Annotated in this window: 12 protein-coding genes; 9 read left to right on the top strand and 3 right to left on the bottom strand. The window is 73.4% G+C overall.

Annotation, left to right across the window (positions count from 1 at the left end):
- The first annotated feature begins 29 nt into the window (after positions 1 to 29).
- From P3H78_RS05610 to P3H78_RS05625, 4 genes are all read left to right on the top strand, one after another.
- Entirely contained in the window at positions 30 to 1,442 is a 1,413-nt protein-coding gene (locus tag P3H78_RS05610) for a class II fumarate hydratase (RefSeq protein WP_276107647.1), read from the top strand.
- A 220-nt stretch (positions 1,443 to 1,662) separates the two neighbouring features.
- The gene (gene fomD, locus P3H78_RS05615) at positions 1,663 to 2,355 is read left to right on the top strand and encodes a cytidylyl-2-hydroxypropylphosphonate hydrolase (protein WP_276107648.1); all 693 of its coding nucleotides are present in this window, start codon (positions 1,663 to 1,665) and stop codon (positions 2,353 to 2,355) included.
- Positions 2,356 to 2,635: 280 nt separating this feature from the next.
- Positions 2,636 to 4,768, top strand: coding sequence for a SpoIIE family protein phosphatase (locus P3H78_RS05620; RefSeq protein WP_276107649.1), 2,133 nt, complete (start codon positions 2,636 to 2,638; stop codon positions 4,766 to 4,768).
- A gap of 137 nt (positions 4,769 to 4,905) precedes the next feature.
- A complete protein-coding gene (locus P3H78_RS05625; RefSeq protein WP_276107650.1) occupies positions 4,906 to 6,369 on the top strand; it encodes a catalase in 1,464 nt (487 codons plus the stop codon).
- Between the two features lie 69 nt (positions 6,370 to 6,438).
- On the opposite strand, the gene P3H78_RS05630 is transcribed toward P3H78_RS05625, so the two are convergent.
- Complete coding sequence (locus P3H78_RS05630) at positions 6,439 to 8,733, bottom strand: transglycosylase domain-containing protein (protein WP_276107651.1); 2,295 nt, start codon at positions 8,731 to 8,733, stop codon at positions 6,439 to 6,441.
- A 256-nt stretch (positions 8,734 to 8,989) separates the two neighbouring features.
- Between P3H78_RS05630 and P3H78_RS05635 the strand changes: the two genes are divergently transcribed.
- From P3H78_RS05635 to P3H78_RS05655, 5 genes are all read left to right on the top strand, one after another.
- Entirely contained in the window at positions 8,990 to 9,925 is a 936-nt protein-coding gene (locus tag P3H78_RS05635; RefSeq protein ID WP_276107652.1) for an SPFH domain-containing protein, read from the top strand.
- Positions 9,922 to 10,170, top strand: a complete 249-nt coding sequence (locus P3H78_RS05640) for a type II toxin-antitoxin system antitoxin (protein ID WP_276107653.1) — start codon at positions 9,922 to 9,924, stop codon at positions 10,168 to 10,170. The genes P3H78_RS05635 and P3H78_RS05640 overlap by 4 nt, the downstream gene beginning before the upstream one ends.
- 129 nt (positions 10,171 to 10,299) lie before the next feature.
- Positions 10,300 to 10,824 carry a PadR family transcriptional regulator gene (locus P3H78_RS05645; protein WP_276107654.1) on the top strand — a complete coding sequence of 175 codons (525 nt, stop codon included), beginning with the start codon at positions 10,300 to 10,302 and terminating at the stop codon, positions 10,822 to 10,824.
- Positions 10,821 to 11,519, top strand: coding sequence for an ABC transporter ATP-binding protein (locus P3H78_RS05650; protein ID WP_276107655.1), 699 nt, complete (start codon positions 10,821 to 10,823; stop codon positions 11,517 to 11,519). The genes P3H78_RS05645 and P3H78_RS05650 overlap by 4 nt, the downstream gene beginning before the upstream one ends.
- The gene (locus P3H78_RS05655) at positions 11,516 to 13,894 is read left to right on the top strand and encodes an FtsX-like permease family protein (RefSeq protein WP_438827908.1); all 2,379 of its coding nucleotides are present in this window, start codon (positions 11,516 to 11,518) and stop codon (positions 13,892 to 13,894) included. The genes P3H78_RS05650 and P3H78_RS05655 overlap by 4 nt, the downstream gene beginning before the upstream one ends.
- 83 nt (positions 13,895 to 13,977) lie before the next feature.
- Here P3H78_RS05655 and P3H78_RS05660 read toward each other — a convergent pair whose 3' ends face one another.
- Positions 13,978 to 14,406, bottom strand: coding sequence for a hypothetical protein (locus P3H78_RS05660; protein ID WP_276107656.1), 429 nt, complete (start codon positions 14,404 to 14,406; stop codon positions 13,978 to 13,980).
- 4 nt (positions 14,407 to 14,410) lie between these two features.
- Positions 14,411 to 14,770: a roadblock/LC7 domain-containing protein gene (locus P3H78_RS05665; RefSeq protein ID WP_276107856.1), complete on the bottom strand. Its 360-nt coding sequence runs from the start codon at positions 14,768 to 14,770 to the stop codon at positions 14,411 to 14,413.
- Between the last annotated feature and the right edge of the window lie 41 nt (positions 14,771 to 14,811).

Below are 14,811 nucleotides of genomic sequence, written 5' to 3' on the forward strand. Positions count from 1 at the left end.
CCGCGCTTCGACCTTGCGGAGGTACGACGATGACGACCACTGAGGGCGCCCCCGAGGGCGGGCACCACCGCATCGAGCACGATTCCATGGGCGAGGTCCGGGTCCCCGCCGACGCCAAGTGGCGGGCCCAGACCCAGCGCGCCGTGGAGAACTTCCCCCTCTCCGGGCAGCGCCTGGAGCGCGCGCACATCGAGGCCCTCGCCCGCATCAAGGGCGCCGCGGCGAAGGTGAACGCCCGGCTGGGCGTGCTGGACGAGGACGTCGCCCGGGCCATCGAGGAGGCGGCGCGGGAGGTCGCCGAGGGCCGCTGGGACGCGCACTTCCCCGTCGACGTCTTCCAGACCGGCTCGGGCACGTCGTCCCACATGAACGCCAACGAGGTGATCGCCACCCTCGCGAGCGAGCGCCTCGGCCGGGACGTGCACCCCAACGACCACGTCAACGCCTCCCAGTCGTCCAACGACGTCTTCCCCTCGTCGCTGCACGTCGCCGCCACCGCCGCCGTCACCCGCGACCTCGTGCCGGCGCTGGAGCACCTCGCCGCGGCCCTGTCCCGCAAGGCGGCGGAGTTCGCCGACGTGGTGAAGTCCGGACGCACGCATCTGATGGACGCCACGCCCGTGACGCTGGGCCAGGAGTTCGGCGGGTACGCCGCCCAGGTCCGCTACGGCGTCGAGCGGCTGCACGCCAGCCTGCCCCGGCTGGCCGAGCTGCCGCTGGGCGGCACCGCGGTCGGCACCGGCATCAACACCCCGCCCGGCTTCTCCGCCGCGGTGATCGAGGAGGTCGCCGCCGCCACCGGGCTGCCGCTCACCGAGGCCCGCGACCACTTCGAGGCGCAGGGCGCGCGGGACGGCATCGTCGAGACCAGCGGGCAGCTGCGGACCGTCGCGGTGGGCCTCACGAAGATCGCCAACGATCTGCGGTGGATGGCGTCCGGGCCGCGCACCGGGCTCGCCGAGATCTCCCTGCCCGACCTGCAGCCCGGTTCCTCGATCATGCCCGGCAAGGTCAACCCGGTGGTGCCCGAGGCGGTGCTCATGGTCTGCGCCCAGGTGATCGGCAACGACGCCGCCGTGGCCTTCGCCGGCGCCGCGGGCAACTTCGAGCTCAACGTGATGCTCCCGGTCATCGCCCGGAACGTGCTGGAGTCGGTCCGGCTGCTCGCCCGCGCCGCCCGGCTGCTCGCCGACCGGACCGTCGACGGGATCACCGCGCACCGGGACCGGGCCCGGGAGTACGCCGAGTCCTCGCCCTCGGTGGTCACGCCGCTGAACCGCTACCTCGGCTACGAGGAGGCCGCGAAGGTCGCCAAGCGGGCGCTGGCCGAGCGGACGACGATCCGTCAGGCGGTGCTGGACGGCGGGTACGTCGAGCGGGGCGAGCTGACACTGGAGCAACTGGACGAGGCACTGGACGTCCTGCGGATGACGCATCCGTGACCGGGCCCCGGCGCCGGGCCGACGCGCCCCCGCCCCCGCCGGGCGCCGTGGCCGGCCGGCTCCCGATCCGGTCCACCACGGCCGGCGCACCCCCGCTCCGGCCCGGCGCCGCGGGCGCGCACCCCGTGCCGTGCCCGGGGCGGCGGTCGGGTCCCGCCCGCCGCCGGCGACTGTGCCGTGCACCGCAGCGCCGGCTGTGCCCTGCACCTAATATCTGTTCATGGCAGACGACGGAGCGGTGAGACGCGAGGCGGGGGTTGGGGCGGGCGCCCGCTGGGCCCCGGGGAGCCGGATCCTGTGGCGCTACCGGGAGAACGGCGGCACGGGTTTCCACATCGCCCGCCCCGTGACGGTCGTCCGGGACGACGCGGAGCTGCTGGCGGTGTGGATGGCGCCGGGCACCGAGTGCGTCAAGCCGGTCCTCGCCGACGGCACGCCCGTCCACCGGGAGCCGCTCGCCTCGCGGTACACCAAGCCGCGGACGGTGCTGCGCGACCGCTGGTGGGGCACCGGGGTGCTGAAGCTGGCGCGGCCGGGCGAGCCGTGGTCGACATGGCTCTTCTGGGACCCGGGCTGGCAGTTCCGGGACTGGTACGTGAACCTGGAGGAGCCGCTGGCCCGCTGGGCGGGCGGGGTCGACTCCGAGGACCACTTTCTGGACATCTCCGTGCACCCGGACCGCAGTTGGCACTGGCGCGACGAGGACGAGTTCGCCCAGGCGCAGCGCGACGGGCTGATGGCCCCCGCGCAGGCCGAGCGGGTGCGCGCGGCCGGCCGAGCGGCGGTGGAGGTGATCACCGCCTGGGGGCCGCCGTTCTCGGAGGGGTGGCAGGACTGGCGCCCGGATCCGGCCTGGCCGGTACCGTCGCTGCCGGAGGACTGGGACCGTACGACCGCGCACGTGTCCTCATGAGACCCTTGATGCGCCCCCGGGCACGAAACGTAGGATCGTCCTCCGCAAGGGCGCACGGAAGCAACTCCGGGAGCGTGTGCCGAGTCTGACCGAACGTCACCGAGGGGCGGCAGGACGTGAGCGAGGGGTACCACGGCAACACCCGTGCGGGCCGCAGAGGGTCCGCCGGTGGCACAGGCACGGCCTCTGACCACGCCGGAAATCCGTTCCCGGGGCACGTATTGCGGGTATCGGGTCTTCGGCGGGACCATCTGCGCGCGCGGCGCGCAGCCCCGGACGGATGGATGCGACACGCGTGACGGAGCAGCCGACCTCCTTCGACCGCGCCCAGTCGGGCGCCGACCCCGCGGACGGCCGCGGGGCGCTCCTGCGTGCCTCGACGCCGCCGCGCTCCCCGGGTGCCGCCGCCTTACCGGTACAGGCCCGGACCGGCGAACCGCCGTCGGGGCCCCGCCCGGGCCCGCCGCCGGGCCCCGGCCAGGACACCGCGCCCTCCGGGGCGGCTCCCGCGGGCGCTGGGGCGTCCCTGCCCGCGGGCGGCGGGCCCGAGCACGCCCAGCCCTCCGCGGCCGAACCGGACACGCACCGGCCGCGGCCCGCGCCGGAGACCGCCGCGGCGGTGCCGGAGCAGGGCAGGGGCACCCAGGAGCGGCCGGTCGAGCGGCGCACCGGGCAGCGGCTGCCGGCCGGCGGGCCGCTGCCGATGCGGCGCGACGGCGACCGGCTGCGGTTCGTGGGCGCGGCCACCCGGCGCATCGCCCGCGGCATGGACCTGGACGAGATCGTCATGGGGCTGTGCCGGGCGACCGTGCCGACGTTCTCCGACGCGATCCTGGTCTATCTGCGCGAGCCGCTCCCGGTGGGCGACGAGCGGCCGGTCGGCCCGCTGGTGCTGCGGCTGCGCCGCTCCGACCGGATCCCGGCCGAGCGCGACACGGAGAACGGCTTCATGCCCGCCCCGGTGCCGGAGCAGCCGTCGGAGCTGTCGGTGGTGACCAACGAGCTGTGCGAGGTGCGGCCCGGCAGTGCGCTCGGCGAGGTGCTCCGCGGGGTGCGCCCGGTGTTCACCGACGCGCCCTCCGCCCGTGCCGCGCTGAACGAGCTGCTCGGCGAGGACGCCGCGCTGCCGCTGCCCGACGGGCGGCGTGCCGTGCTGGCGCCGCTGCGCGGGCGGCGGCGCGTCATCGGCGCGGCGCTCTTCCTGCGCCGCCCCGAGCGGCCCGCCTTCGAGGCGGACGACCTGCTGGTGGCCGCACAGCTCGCCACGCACAGCGCGCTCGGCATCGACAAGGCGGTGCTGTACGGGCGCGAGGCGTACATCGCCGACGAGCTGCAGCGCACCATGCTGCCGGAGACGCTGCCGCGCCCGACGGGCGTCCGGCTGGCCTCCCGCTACCTGCCCGCCGCGGAGACCGCACGCGTGGGCGGCGACTGGTACGACGCGATCCCGCTGCCCGGCAGCCGGGTCGCGCTGGTCGTCGGCGACGTGATGGGCCACTCCATGACCTCGGCGGCGATCATGGGCCAGCTGCGCACCACCGCGCAGACCCTCGCCGGGCTCGACCTGCCCCCGCAGGAGGTGCTGCACCACCTCGACGAGCAGGCGCAGCGCCTGGGCACGGACCGCATGGCGACCTGCCTGTACGCGGTCTACGACCCGGTCTCGCACCGGATCACGATCGCCAACGCCGGCCATCCGCCGCCCGTCCTGCTGCACCTGGGCGGCCGGGCGGAGGTCCTGCGGGTGCCGCCGGGCGCGCCGATCGGTGTGGGCGGCGTCGACTTCGAGGCGGTGGAGTTGGACGCGCCGGCGGGCGCGACGCTGCTGCTGTACACCGACGGGCTGGTGGAGTCGCGGCTGCGGGACGTGTGGACCGGCATAGAGCAGCTGCGCGAGAAGCTCGCCGCGACCGCGCAGCTCACCGGCCCGGACCACCCGCCGCCGCTGGAGGCGCTGTGCGACGAGGTGCTCGACATGCTCGGCCCGGGCGACCGGGACGACGACATCGCGCTGCTCGCCGCCCGCTTCGACGGCATCGCGCCCAGTGACGTGGCGTACTGGTCCCTGGAGCCGGAGGACGCCGCCCCGGGGCGGGCGCGCCGGCTGGCCCGGAGGGCACTGGCCCGGTGGGGTCTGGAGGACCTCACCGACGCGGTGGAACTGCTGGTCAGCGAGGTCGTCACCAATGCCGTGCGCTATGCGTCGCGGCCGGTCACGCTGCGTCTGCTGCGGACCGACGTATTGCGCTGCGAGGTGGGCGACGACGTGCCCCAGCTGCCGCGGCTGCGGCAGGCGCGGGCCACGGACGAGGGCGGCCGCGGGCTGTACCTGGTGAACCGGCTGGCCCGCCGGTGGGGCGCGACCAGGCTGAGCACCGGAAAAGTGGTGTGGTTCGAGTTGAACCGCGGCTGACGGGTACCCGGCCGGGACCGCCCCGGGCCGGGCCGCGTCGCGGACCGGTTCCGCCGTTGCCGGTGCGGAGCCGGTCCGGCCGGCCTCCGGGGTGGGGTGCAGCGACCCGACGACTCACTCCCCGCGGGAGGACGCTCGTGACGCAGGAATCCCAGAAGGCCCCGTACACCACGGACAACGTCGGCATCCCGGTGGAGAGCGACGAGCACTCGCTGACCGTGGGCGCCGACGGGCCGATTCTGCTGCAGGACCACTACCTCATCGAGAAGATGGCCCAGTTCAACCGGGAGCGGGTCCCGGAGCGGGTCGTGCACGCCAAGGGCAGCGGCGCGTACGGGTTCTTCGAGGTGACCAACGACGTCAGCCAGTTCACCCGGGCGGACCTCTTCCAGCCCGGCCGGCGCACCCCGATGCTGGCGCGCTTCTCGACCGTGGCGGGCGAGCAGGGGTCGCCCGACACCTGGCGCGACCCTCGCGGGTTCGCGCTGAAGTTCTACACCGGGCACGGCAATTACGACATGGTGGGGAACAACACCCCGGTCTTCTTCGTCCGTGACACGATCAAGTTCCAGGACTTCATCCGCTCGCAGAAGCGCCACCCGGTCACGGGCCTGCGCAGCAACGACATGCAGTGGGACTTCTGGACGCTGTCCCCGGAGTCGGCGCACCAGGTCGCCTGGCTGATGGGCGACCGGGGCATCCCGCGGACCTACCGCCACATGAACGGGTACTCCTCGCACACGTACATGTGGATCAACGGCGGCGGCGAGCGGTTCTGGGTGAAGTACCACTTCAAGACGGACCAGGGCATCGAGTTCCTGACCCAGGCGGACGCCGACGAGCTGGCCGGTTCCGACGCCGACCTGCACCGACGCGACCTGTTCCGGGCGATCGAGTCGGGGAACGCGCCGAGCTGGAGCCTGAAGGTCCAGATCATGCCGTTCGAGGACGCGGCGGACTACCGGTTCAACCCGTTCGACCTGACGAAGGTGTGGCCGCACGGCGACTACCCGCTCATCGACGTCGGCCGGATGGTCCTCGACCGCAACCCCGAGGACTACTTCGTCCACATCGAGCAGGCCGCCTTCGAGCCGTCGAACATGGTGCCCGGGATCGGCCCGTCCCCGGACAAGATGCTGCTGGGCCGGCTGTTCTCCTACCCGGACACCCACCGGTACCGGATCGGCCCGAACTACGCCCAGCTCCCGCCGAACCGCCCGCACGCGCCGGTGAACTCCTACGCCAAGGACGGGCCGATGCGCTACGAGCCGGCGCGCACGGCGATGCCGTACGCGCCGAACTCCTACGGCGGCCCGGCGGCGGACTTCGCCCGCTTCGGCGAGCCGGCGAGCTGGCACACCGCCGGGGAGCTGGTGCGGGAGGCGTACCGGCCGCACCGCGAGGACGACGACTTCGGCCAGGCGGGCACGCTGGTGCGCCAGGTGCTGGACGACGCGGCGCGGGACCGGCTGGTGTCCAACGTCAGCGGGCACCTCGCCCAGGACGTGTCCCGGCCCGTCCTGGAGCGGGCGCTGCAGTACTGGCGCTCCATCGACAAGGACCTGGGCGACCGGATCGCGGCGAGGACGGACCGGGGCTGACCCGCCCCCGGAGACGGCGGTGCGCCCCACCCCCTGATCGGGGGCGGGGCGCACCGGGGTGCGGTCCGGTCAGGGCTGGCCCTGGTCCTGCGGGTTCAGCGGGTTGTCGGAGACGCCGCCGGTGGGCCGCCGGGTCGGCAGTGACCGGGTCGGGGTCGGCGACAGTGTCTCGGACGGGGTGCCGCTCGGTGTCCCGGAGGGCGTCCCGCTCGGCGACGGCGAGGTCGTCGGCCCGCTGTCGCTGGGCGACGGGGACGGCGACGTGGACGGCGTCGCGGACGGGGTCGGGGTCGGCGTCGGGGTCGGCTGGACGGCGGCGCCCTGCGTGGTCTGGAGGTCGAACGCGGCCTGGTCCGTGACACCGAAGGTGTAGGCCGCCCAGACCTCCGCCGGGAAGGTGCCGCCGTTGACGCGGCCGCCGCCGGCGGTCCCGCGCAGCGACACCTGTGCGTGCGGCGGCTTGGCGCCCTCGCCGAACAGGCCGACCGAGGTGACCAGGTCGGGCGTGTAGCCGGTGAACCATGCGGAGCGGTCCTCGTCGGAGGTTCCCGTCTTGCCCGCGACCTCCTGGCCGTTGCGCGCGGGGTTTCGGGCCACCGAGTCCCTGGCGGTGCCGTCATCGACCACGCCGGTCAGCACCGAGGTGACCGTGTCGGCGGTGTTGCGGCTGATCACCTGGCCGCCGATCGGGTCGGGCATGGTGACCACGCGGTTCTTCAGCACGGCCTTGGCGACCACGCCGGGCGTGACCTTCCTGCCGTGGTTGTCGAGCGTCGCGTAGATGCCGGCCATCTCCAGCGGGCTCGCGCCCATGGACCCCAGGGTCTGCGCGGGAACGGCCTGCATGCCCTTGGTGTCCATGCCGAGCCTGCCGGCGGTGCTCATCACCCGGTCCATGCCCACGTCCACGCCCATCTGCGCGAAGACGGAGTTCACGGACTGGTTCATCGCCTGCTGGACGGTGATGTGGCCGTAGTCGTGCTGGTCCTCGTTGGGCGGGTGGAAGCCGACCGGGGCGCCGTGGTCCAGGACCTGGCGGCCGCTCGTGCCGTCGTAGACGGTGTTGGCGTTGATCGGACGGCCGTCCTGGGTCTGCGCGCTCCCCTCCAGGGCGGAGGCGAAGATCAGCGGCTTGAAGGTCGACGCGGGCTGGTAGTCGCGGCGGGTGGCGTTGTTCACGTAGTGCTTGAAGTAGTCCTGCCCGCCGTAGAGGGCGACGACCTTCCCGGTCTTCGGGTCCACGGAGGCGGCGCCCGCCTGGACGTCGGCGTCGACCGACCGCTGCTTCGGGTCGAGCCTGCTGGTGAGCTGCGCCTTGACCGACCGCTCCAGCACCTTCTGCTTCCGGGGGTCGATGTTGAGCGTGATGGTCCAGCCCCGGTCGACGACCGCGCTCTCCGCCTGGGTGGCGGTCATGCCCTGCTCGTCCATCAGCCGCTTCTCCAGCTGCTGGTTGGCGAGCCGGACGAGGTAGCCCTTCTGGCCCTCCTCGCCGGGCGTGCCCTTGGGGTCCTTCGGGACGGGGAACTTCATGCCCTGGCGTTCGGAGGCGCCCAGCCAGCCCTGCTTGACCATGTTGTCCAGGACGTAGTTCCAGCGGGCCTGGACCAGCTTCTTGCCGACCGGACCGGCCGCGGCCCAGTCGTACTGGCTCGGCGCCTGGAGCAGCGCGGCGAGGTAGGCGCCCTCCCCGACCGTGAGCCGGTCGGCGTCCTTGCGGTAGTAGGCCTGCGCGGCGGCCTGGATGCCGTAGGCGTTGCGGCCGTAGTAGCTGGTGTTGATGTAGCCCGCGAGGATGGCGTCCTTGGACATCTGGCGGTCCACCTTCAGGGAGATGACCATCTCCTTGAGCTTGCGGGTGACCGTCTGGTCCTGGTTCAGGTAGTAGTTCTTGACGTACTGCTGGGTGATCGTGGAGCCGCCCTGCGTGCCCTTGCCGGTGAGGGTGTTGACCACACCGCGGAGGGTGCCCTTCAGGTCGATGCCGGAGTCGTGGTAGAAGGTCTTGTTCTCGGCCGCGACGAAAGTGCGCTGGACCGGCTTGGGCACCTTGGACAGGTCGACGCTCTCGCGGTTGACCTCGCCGACGCGGGCCATGACGGAGCCGTTGCTGTACTTGTAGACGTTGCTCTCCTGCCGCGCCGCCGCGTTGCCCTGGGGCACGTCGACGACCAGGTACAGCACGACGAAGCCGCCGATGCCGAGCAGGCACAGCCCGAGGAACGTGCCGAGGATCTTCTTCCAGGTGAAGAGCCTGCGTATGCCGCTGCTCCCGGTGCCGACGGCCGCGCTCGACGTGCGGCGTCCGGGCGCCGCGCGGCGGGCGCTGCGCTGCCGCGCTCGTCTTTCTTCCGCTCGTCCCATGGGTCCGTCCGCTCCGCTCCGTCTCGGGTGTCTCTGGGGTACGTGGGTCAGGTCAGCTCAGAAAGCTAACACCGCCCACTCGGACAAAGGGCCCGGGATCCGCTCTTTTACGGACGTGACAATCAGCACCCGTGCCAACGGAACCGACGCCCCAGGGGCCCGAAGGGTTGCCGTGACCCCAAAAAGTGCTATCACTTAGATAGAACGGTGCCATCGGACCGACGATCGCACCGCACGGACGAAACGGGGGACCTCCATGTCCACGCATCACTCCGCGGCCGCCGCGGACCTGCCCGAGATGCCCGCACCGCGCGTCCGGGAAGTACCGGCCCGCAGCATCGGCGGCGGACTCGCCCTGCTGCTGGGCCTGGCCGGGCTGCTGCTCGCCGCCGCCCTGGTGGCGGGGGCGACGACGGTCACCGCGGGCGGACCCGAGGCCGCGCTGATCGTCCTGGGCGTCCTGATCGGCATCGCCGCCTTCCTCGCCATGTGCGGACTGAACATGGTGGCGCCGGGCGAGGCCCGCGTGGTGCAGCTCTTCGGGCGGTACCGCGGCACGATCCGCGAGGACGGCCTGCGCTGGGTGAACCCCTTCACCTCCCGGCACCGGATCTCCACCCGCGTCCGCAACCACGAGACCGCCGTGCTCAAGGTCAACGACGCCTACGGCAACCCCATCGAGCTGGCCGCGGTCGTGGTGTGGAAGGTGCAGGACACCGCGCAGGCCACCTTCGAGGTGGACGACTTCCTGGAGTTCGTCTCCACCCAGACCGAGGCCGCCGTGCGGCACATCGCCATCGAGTACCCCTACGACGCCCACGACGAGGACGGGCTGTCGCTGCGCGGCAACGCCGAGGAGATCACCGAGAAGCTCGCCGCCGAACTGCACGCGCGCGTGGACGCGGCCGGGGTGCGGATCATCGAGTCGCGCTTCACGCATCTCGCGTACGCTCCCGAGATCGCCTCGGCGATGCTCCAGCGCCAGCAGGCCGGCGCGGTCGTCGCCGCCCGGCGGGAGATCGTCGAGGGAGCGGTCGGCATGGTCGAGGCGGCGCTCGCCCGCATCTCCGAGCGGGAGATCGTGGAGCTGGACGAGGAACGGAAGGCGGCGATGGTGTCCAACCTGATGGTCGTGCTGTGCGGGGACCGCGCCCCGCAGCCCGTCCTGAACACCGGGACGCTCTACCAGTGACGGACTCCGGCGAGGGTGCCGCGCCCAAGCGCCGGCCGCAGCAGCGCAAGCAGGTGCTGCTGCGGCTGGACCCGTCGGTCCACGACGCCCTGGCTCGCTGGGCGTCGGACGAACTGCGGTCGGCGAACGCGCAGATCGAGTTCCTGCTGCGGCGCGCGCTCGCGGAGGCGGGCCGGCTGCCCGGCGAGGCGGGACCGCTGCCCCGCCGCGGCCGCCCCCCGGGAAGCCCGCCCCGGCCCCAGTAGCGCCGGCACCGGCCCGGCCGCCGTGGCGAAACCGTGACAACCGTCCGCGACCTGCGCCGCCGCGCTCCCCGCGGCGAGCTGTGCACCCACGTATACACACAGCGTATACACCGTGTGTAGAGTGAGGTCATGTCCATCGGTCACACCCTTCTGGGGCTCCTGGAGTCCGGGCCGCGCCACGGCTACGACCTCAAGCGCGCCTTCGACGAGAAGTTCGGTCACGACCGGCCGCTGCACTACGGCCAGGTCTACTCGACGATGTCCCGGCTGCTGAAGCACGGGCTCGTCGAGGTCGACGGCATCGAGGCCGGGGACGGCCCCGAGCGCAAGCGGTACGCGATCACCGAGGCCGGGATCACCGACGTGGCGCAGTGGCTGGCCACCCCGGAGAAGCCCGAGCCGTACCTCCAGTCGGCCCTCTACACCAAGGTCGTCCTGGCGCTGCTCACCCACCGGGACGCCGCCGACATCCTCGACATCCAGCGCGCCGAGCACCTGCGCAGCATGCGCATCCTCACCGACCGCAAGCGCCGCGGCGACCTCGCGGACCAGCTCATCTGCGACCACGCGCTGTTCCACCTCGAGGCCGACCTGCGCTGGCTGGAGCTGACCGCCGCCCGCCTGGACCGGCTCCGCGAGGCGGTGACCGCATGACCGCCACCGCACCGCCGCCCGGCTCCCTGCTCGCCGCCGCGGACCTGCGCAAGGTCTACGGCCCCACCACCGCACTCGACGGCGCCGCGTTCTCCCTCCACCCCGGCGAGATCGTCGCCGTCATGGGCCCCTCCGGTTCCGGCAAGTCCACCCTGCTGCACTGCCTCGCCGGGATCGTCACCCCCGACTCCGGCACCGTCACCTACGACGGGCGGGAGCTGTCGGCCATGACCGACGCCGGGCGCAGCGCGCTGCGCCGCTCGGAGTTCGGCTTCGTCTTCCAGTTCGGCCGGCTCGTGCCCGAACTCACCTGTGTGGAGAACGTCGCCCTGCCGCTGCGGCTGAACGGCACCTCCCGCAGGGAGGCCGAGCGGGCCGCGCTCTCCTGGATGGAGCGGCTGGAGGTGGCCGACCTGGGCCGCAAGCGGCCCGGCGAGGTGTCCGGCGGACAGGGCCAGCGGATCGCCGTCGCGCGGGCGCTGGCCACCCGGCCGCGCGTGCTGTTCGCCGACGAGCCGACCGGCGCGCTCGACTCCCTCAACGGGGAGCGGGTGATGGAGCTCCTCACCGAGGCGGCCCGGTCCGCGGGCGCCGCCGTCGTCCTCGTCACGCACGAGGCCCGGGTGGCGGCGTACTCGGACCGCGAGGTCGTCGTGCGGGACGGCCGCTCCCGCGACATGGAGCGGCTCGTATGAGCGCCCGACGGGGGCACCTCCCTGCACGGGCGGAGCCGCGCGCCCCGGGGTGGGTGCGCGACCTCGGCATGGGGGCACGGTTCGCGGTCACCGGGGGGCGCGAGGGCTGGATCCGGGTGCTGCTGACCGCCGTCGGCGTCGGCCTCGGCGTGGCCCTGCTGCTGCTGACCGCCGCGATACCGAGCGCGCTGGCGGCCCGGCACGACCGGGAGCAGGCGCGCCAGGACTACACCTACGGGCGGACGGTCCCCCCGAAGGCCGCGAACACCCTGATGATCGCGGACGTCGACACGCAGTACCGGGGCAAGGACGTGCGCGGCCGGCTGGTGGAGCCCGAGGGGCCCCGGGCACCGCTGCCGCCCGGGGTGAGGGCCTATCCCGCCGCCGGCGGCATGCTCGTCTCCCCGGCGCTGAAGGCGCTGCTCGCCTCGGACGAGGGGACGCTGCTCCGGGAGCGGCTGCCCTACCGCGTGGTGGGGACGATCGGCGAGAGCGGCCTGATCGGCTCGCACGAGCTGTCCTACTACGCCGGCGCACGGCACCTCGAGCCGCTGATCGACGGCTCCACGGTCGCCCGGATCAGTTCGTTCGGCGACCCGCACCCGACGTCCGAGCACACGGACCCGGTGCTCGTGCTGCTGGTACTGGTCGTCTTCGTGGTGCTGCTCATGCCGGTCGCCGTGTTCATCGCCGCGGCCGTGCGGTTCGGCGGCGAGCGCCGGGACCGGCGCCTGGCCGCACTGCGCCTGGTCGGCGCCGACAGCCGCATGACACGGCGGATCGCGGCGGGCGAGGCACTCGCGGGCGCCGTGCTCGGCCTGGTCCTCGGCGCCGGTTTCTTCCTGGCGGGCCGTCAGGCCGCGGGCTCCGCCGAGGTCCTGGGCGTCAGCGTGTTCCCCGGCTATCTCACCCCCGCGCCGCCGCTCGTCCTGCTGGTGGCCGTCGCGGTCCCGGCGGCCGCGGTGCTGGTCACCCTGTTCGCGCTGCGCGGGGTGGTCATCGAGCCGCTCGGGGTGGTCCGCACGGGCAGGCCCGCGCGCCGCCGGCTGTGGTGGCGGCTCCTGCTGCCGCCCGCCGGCCTCGCGATGCTCTACCCGATGATCGGCCAGGGCCACGACGAGGGGAACTTCAACCAGTACCTGGTGACCGGCGGCGTCATGCTGCTGCTCGTCGGGGTGACCGCGCTGCTGCCCTGGGTGGTGGAGACCGTCGTCGCCCGCCTGGCCCCGGGCGGGGTGGCCTGGCAACTGGCGGTCCGGCGGCTCCAGCTGAGCAGCGGCACGGCGGCCCGCATGGTCAACGGCATCGCGGTCGCGGTGGCCGGGGCCATCGCCCTGCAGATGCTCTTCGCCGGAGTGGAGAGCGACTACTCCCGGCCCACGCACCACGACCTCACCCGGGCGCAGATGCAGGTGAACCTGCCGCCCACCGTGCCGGTCCCGGACGCCGCCGCCCACTTCGCCCGCACCCCGGGCGTGCGCAGGGTGACGGCCCTGTCCTCGGGCTCCCTCGGCACCCGCTCCTGGCGCGGGGACCAGGACATCGCCGTCGAGCTGACCGTCGGCGGCTGCGCCTCCCTGCGGGAGCTGGCGGCGCTGCCGTCCTGCCGGGACGGCGACGTCTTCGCCCTGGCCGGCGGCGACGCCTCCGACGACGGCACGGCCCGGGCGGTCCTGCCCGGCCGGACGCTGTACGTCGATCCGTCGCCCGGCGGCCGGCACGCGCGGGAGGCCGTCTGGACGGTGCCGCGGGGCGTGCAGCCGGCCCGCCCGGTCAAGGACCCGACCGGGATGCTGCGCAGCGGCGTGCTGATGACGCCGCGTGCCCTGCCGGCCGGGGCCCGGACGACGGTCCACGGCGCGGTGTACCTCTCGCTGGACCCGTCGGTGCCGGACGTGACGGAGCGGGTGCGCAACACCGCGGCGGGGTTGTCGCCCATGGCGAACCCGATGCAGTGGGCGGCCACCGAGCACTCCCGGAAGTTCACGTCCATCCGCACCGGCCTGTTCGTGGGCGCCGCCTGCGTGCTGGCACTGATCGGCGCGAGCCTGCTGGTGTCGCAGCTGGAGCAGTTGCGCGAGCGCAGGAAGCTGCTGTCGTCGCTGGTCGCCGTCGGCACCCGGCGGCGCACGCTGGGCCTGTCGGTGCTGTGGCAGACCGCCGTCCCGGTCGCGCTCGGGCTGCTGCTGGCGTCCGTGGTGGGACTGGCGCTGGGCGCGGTGCTGCTGCGCATGACGGGCGCCACGGTGCGGGTGGACTGGGCGAGCGTGCTGACGATGACCGGCATCGGCGGGGCGGTCGTCCTCGTGGTCACGCTGCTCAGCCTGCCGCCGCTGCTGCGGCTGATGCGCCCGGACGGGCTGCGCACCGAGTGACGGGGCACGCGGCCCGGCGGCCGTGAAGGGCCCCTCCCCCGAGGGGAGGGGCCCTTCTCACGCGGGTGCCGGGGCGACGGCGCTCAGAGGCCGTACTCCTTCACCACGCGCCGGGTCTGGGCGAAGAGCATGCCGACGTTGACGGCTTTGCGGCACACCACCACGGCGACCACGTCCTGCTGCTCGGTCATCCGCACGAACAGGTGCGTCAGGTTGTCGCTGTTGACCAGGATCTCCTGGAAGAAGTGGTTGTCGCCGGTGATGCCGCGACGCTCCTTGAACACGTCCTCGATCATCACGACCGTACGGCCCTGGAACAGGTCCAGCGTCGCGCCGGCCAGCAGGTCGAGCACCTCCGGCGGATGGTTGTCCACCGTCTCGTAGGCCAGCAGCATGCCGGTGGCCATGTCGACCACACCGGACGCCACGCACTCGGGCGCGTCGTTCCGCAGGGCCTTGACCAGGCCTATCACCTGGTCGGAGAAACCGGGAGTCATACGCTTCGTCGCCATCCCTTCACACTCCCTCGGGGGCCTTCTCGGTCAGGATCGAGTCGATGCGCCGCAACGCGGGCTGGGTCGCCCGGTGCAGCCGGTCGACGTCCATCCCCTCGTCGCCGAGCACCACCATCAGCGCCGTGTCGCCGACGGCGTAGAAGGCCGCGCAGCCGTGGCTGCCGTACGTCACCGTCTGCCGCAGCACACCCCGGGCGGTCGCGTCCGCGGTGCGTCGTGCCAGCCCGAGGCCGGCCGCCGCGAGGGCGGCGAGCGACTCGGGGTCGATCGAGTCGGCGGTGTCGGCCGCGATGAGCAGTCCGTCGGCGGCCGCGACCGCGGTGTCGGTGATGCCCGGTACCTGTTCGCGCAGCCCGCGCATCTCCAGCGCCAGGGCTTCGTGGTCCACGTGGTCAACTCCCC

Source organism: Streptomyces tropicalis, assembly GCF_029269835.1.
GTDB lineage: Bacteria > Actinomycetota > Actinomycetes > Streptomycetales > Streptomycetaceae > Streptomyces > Streptomyces tropicalis.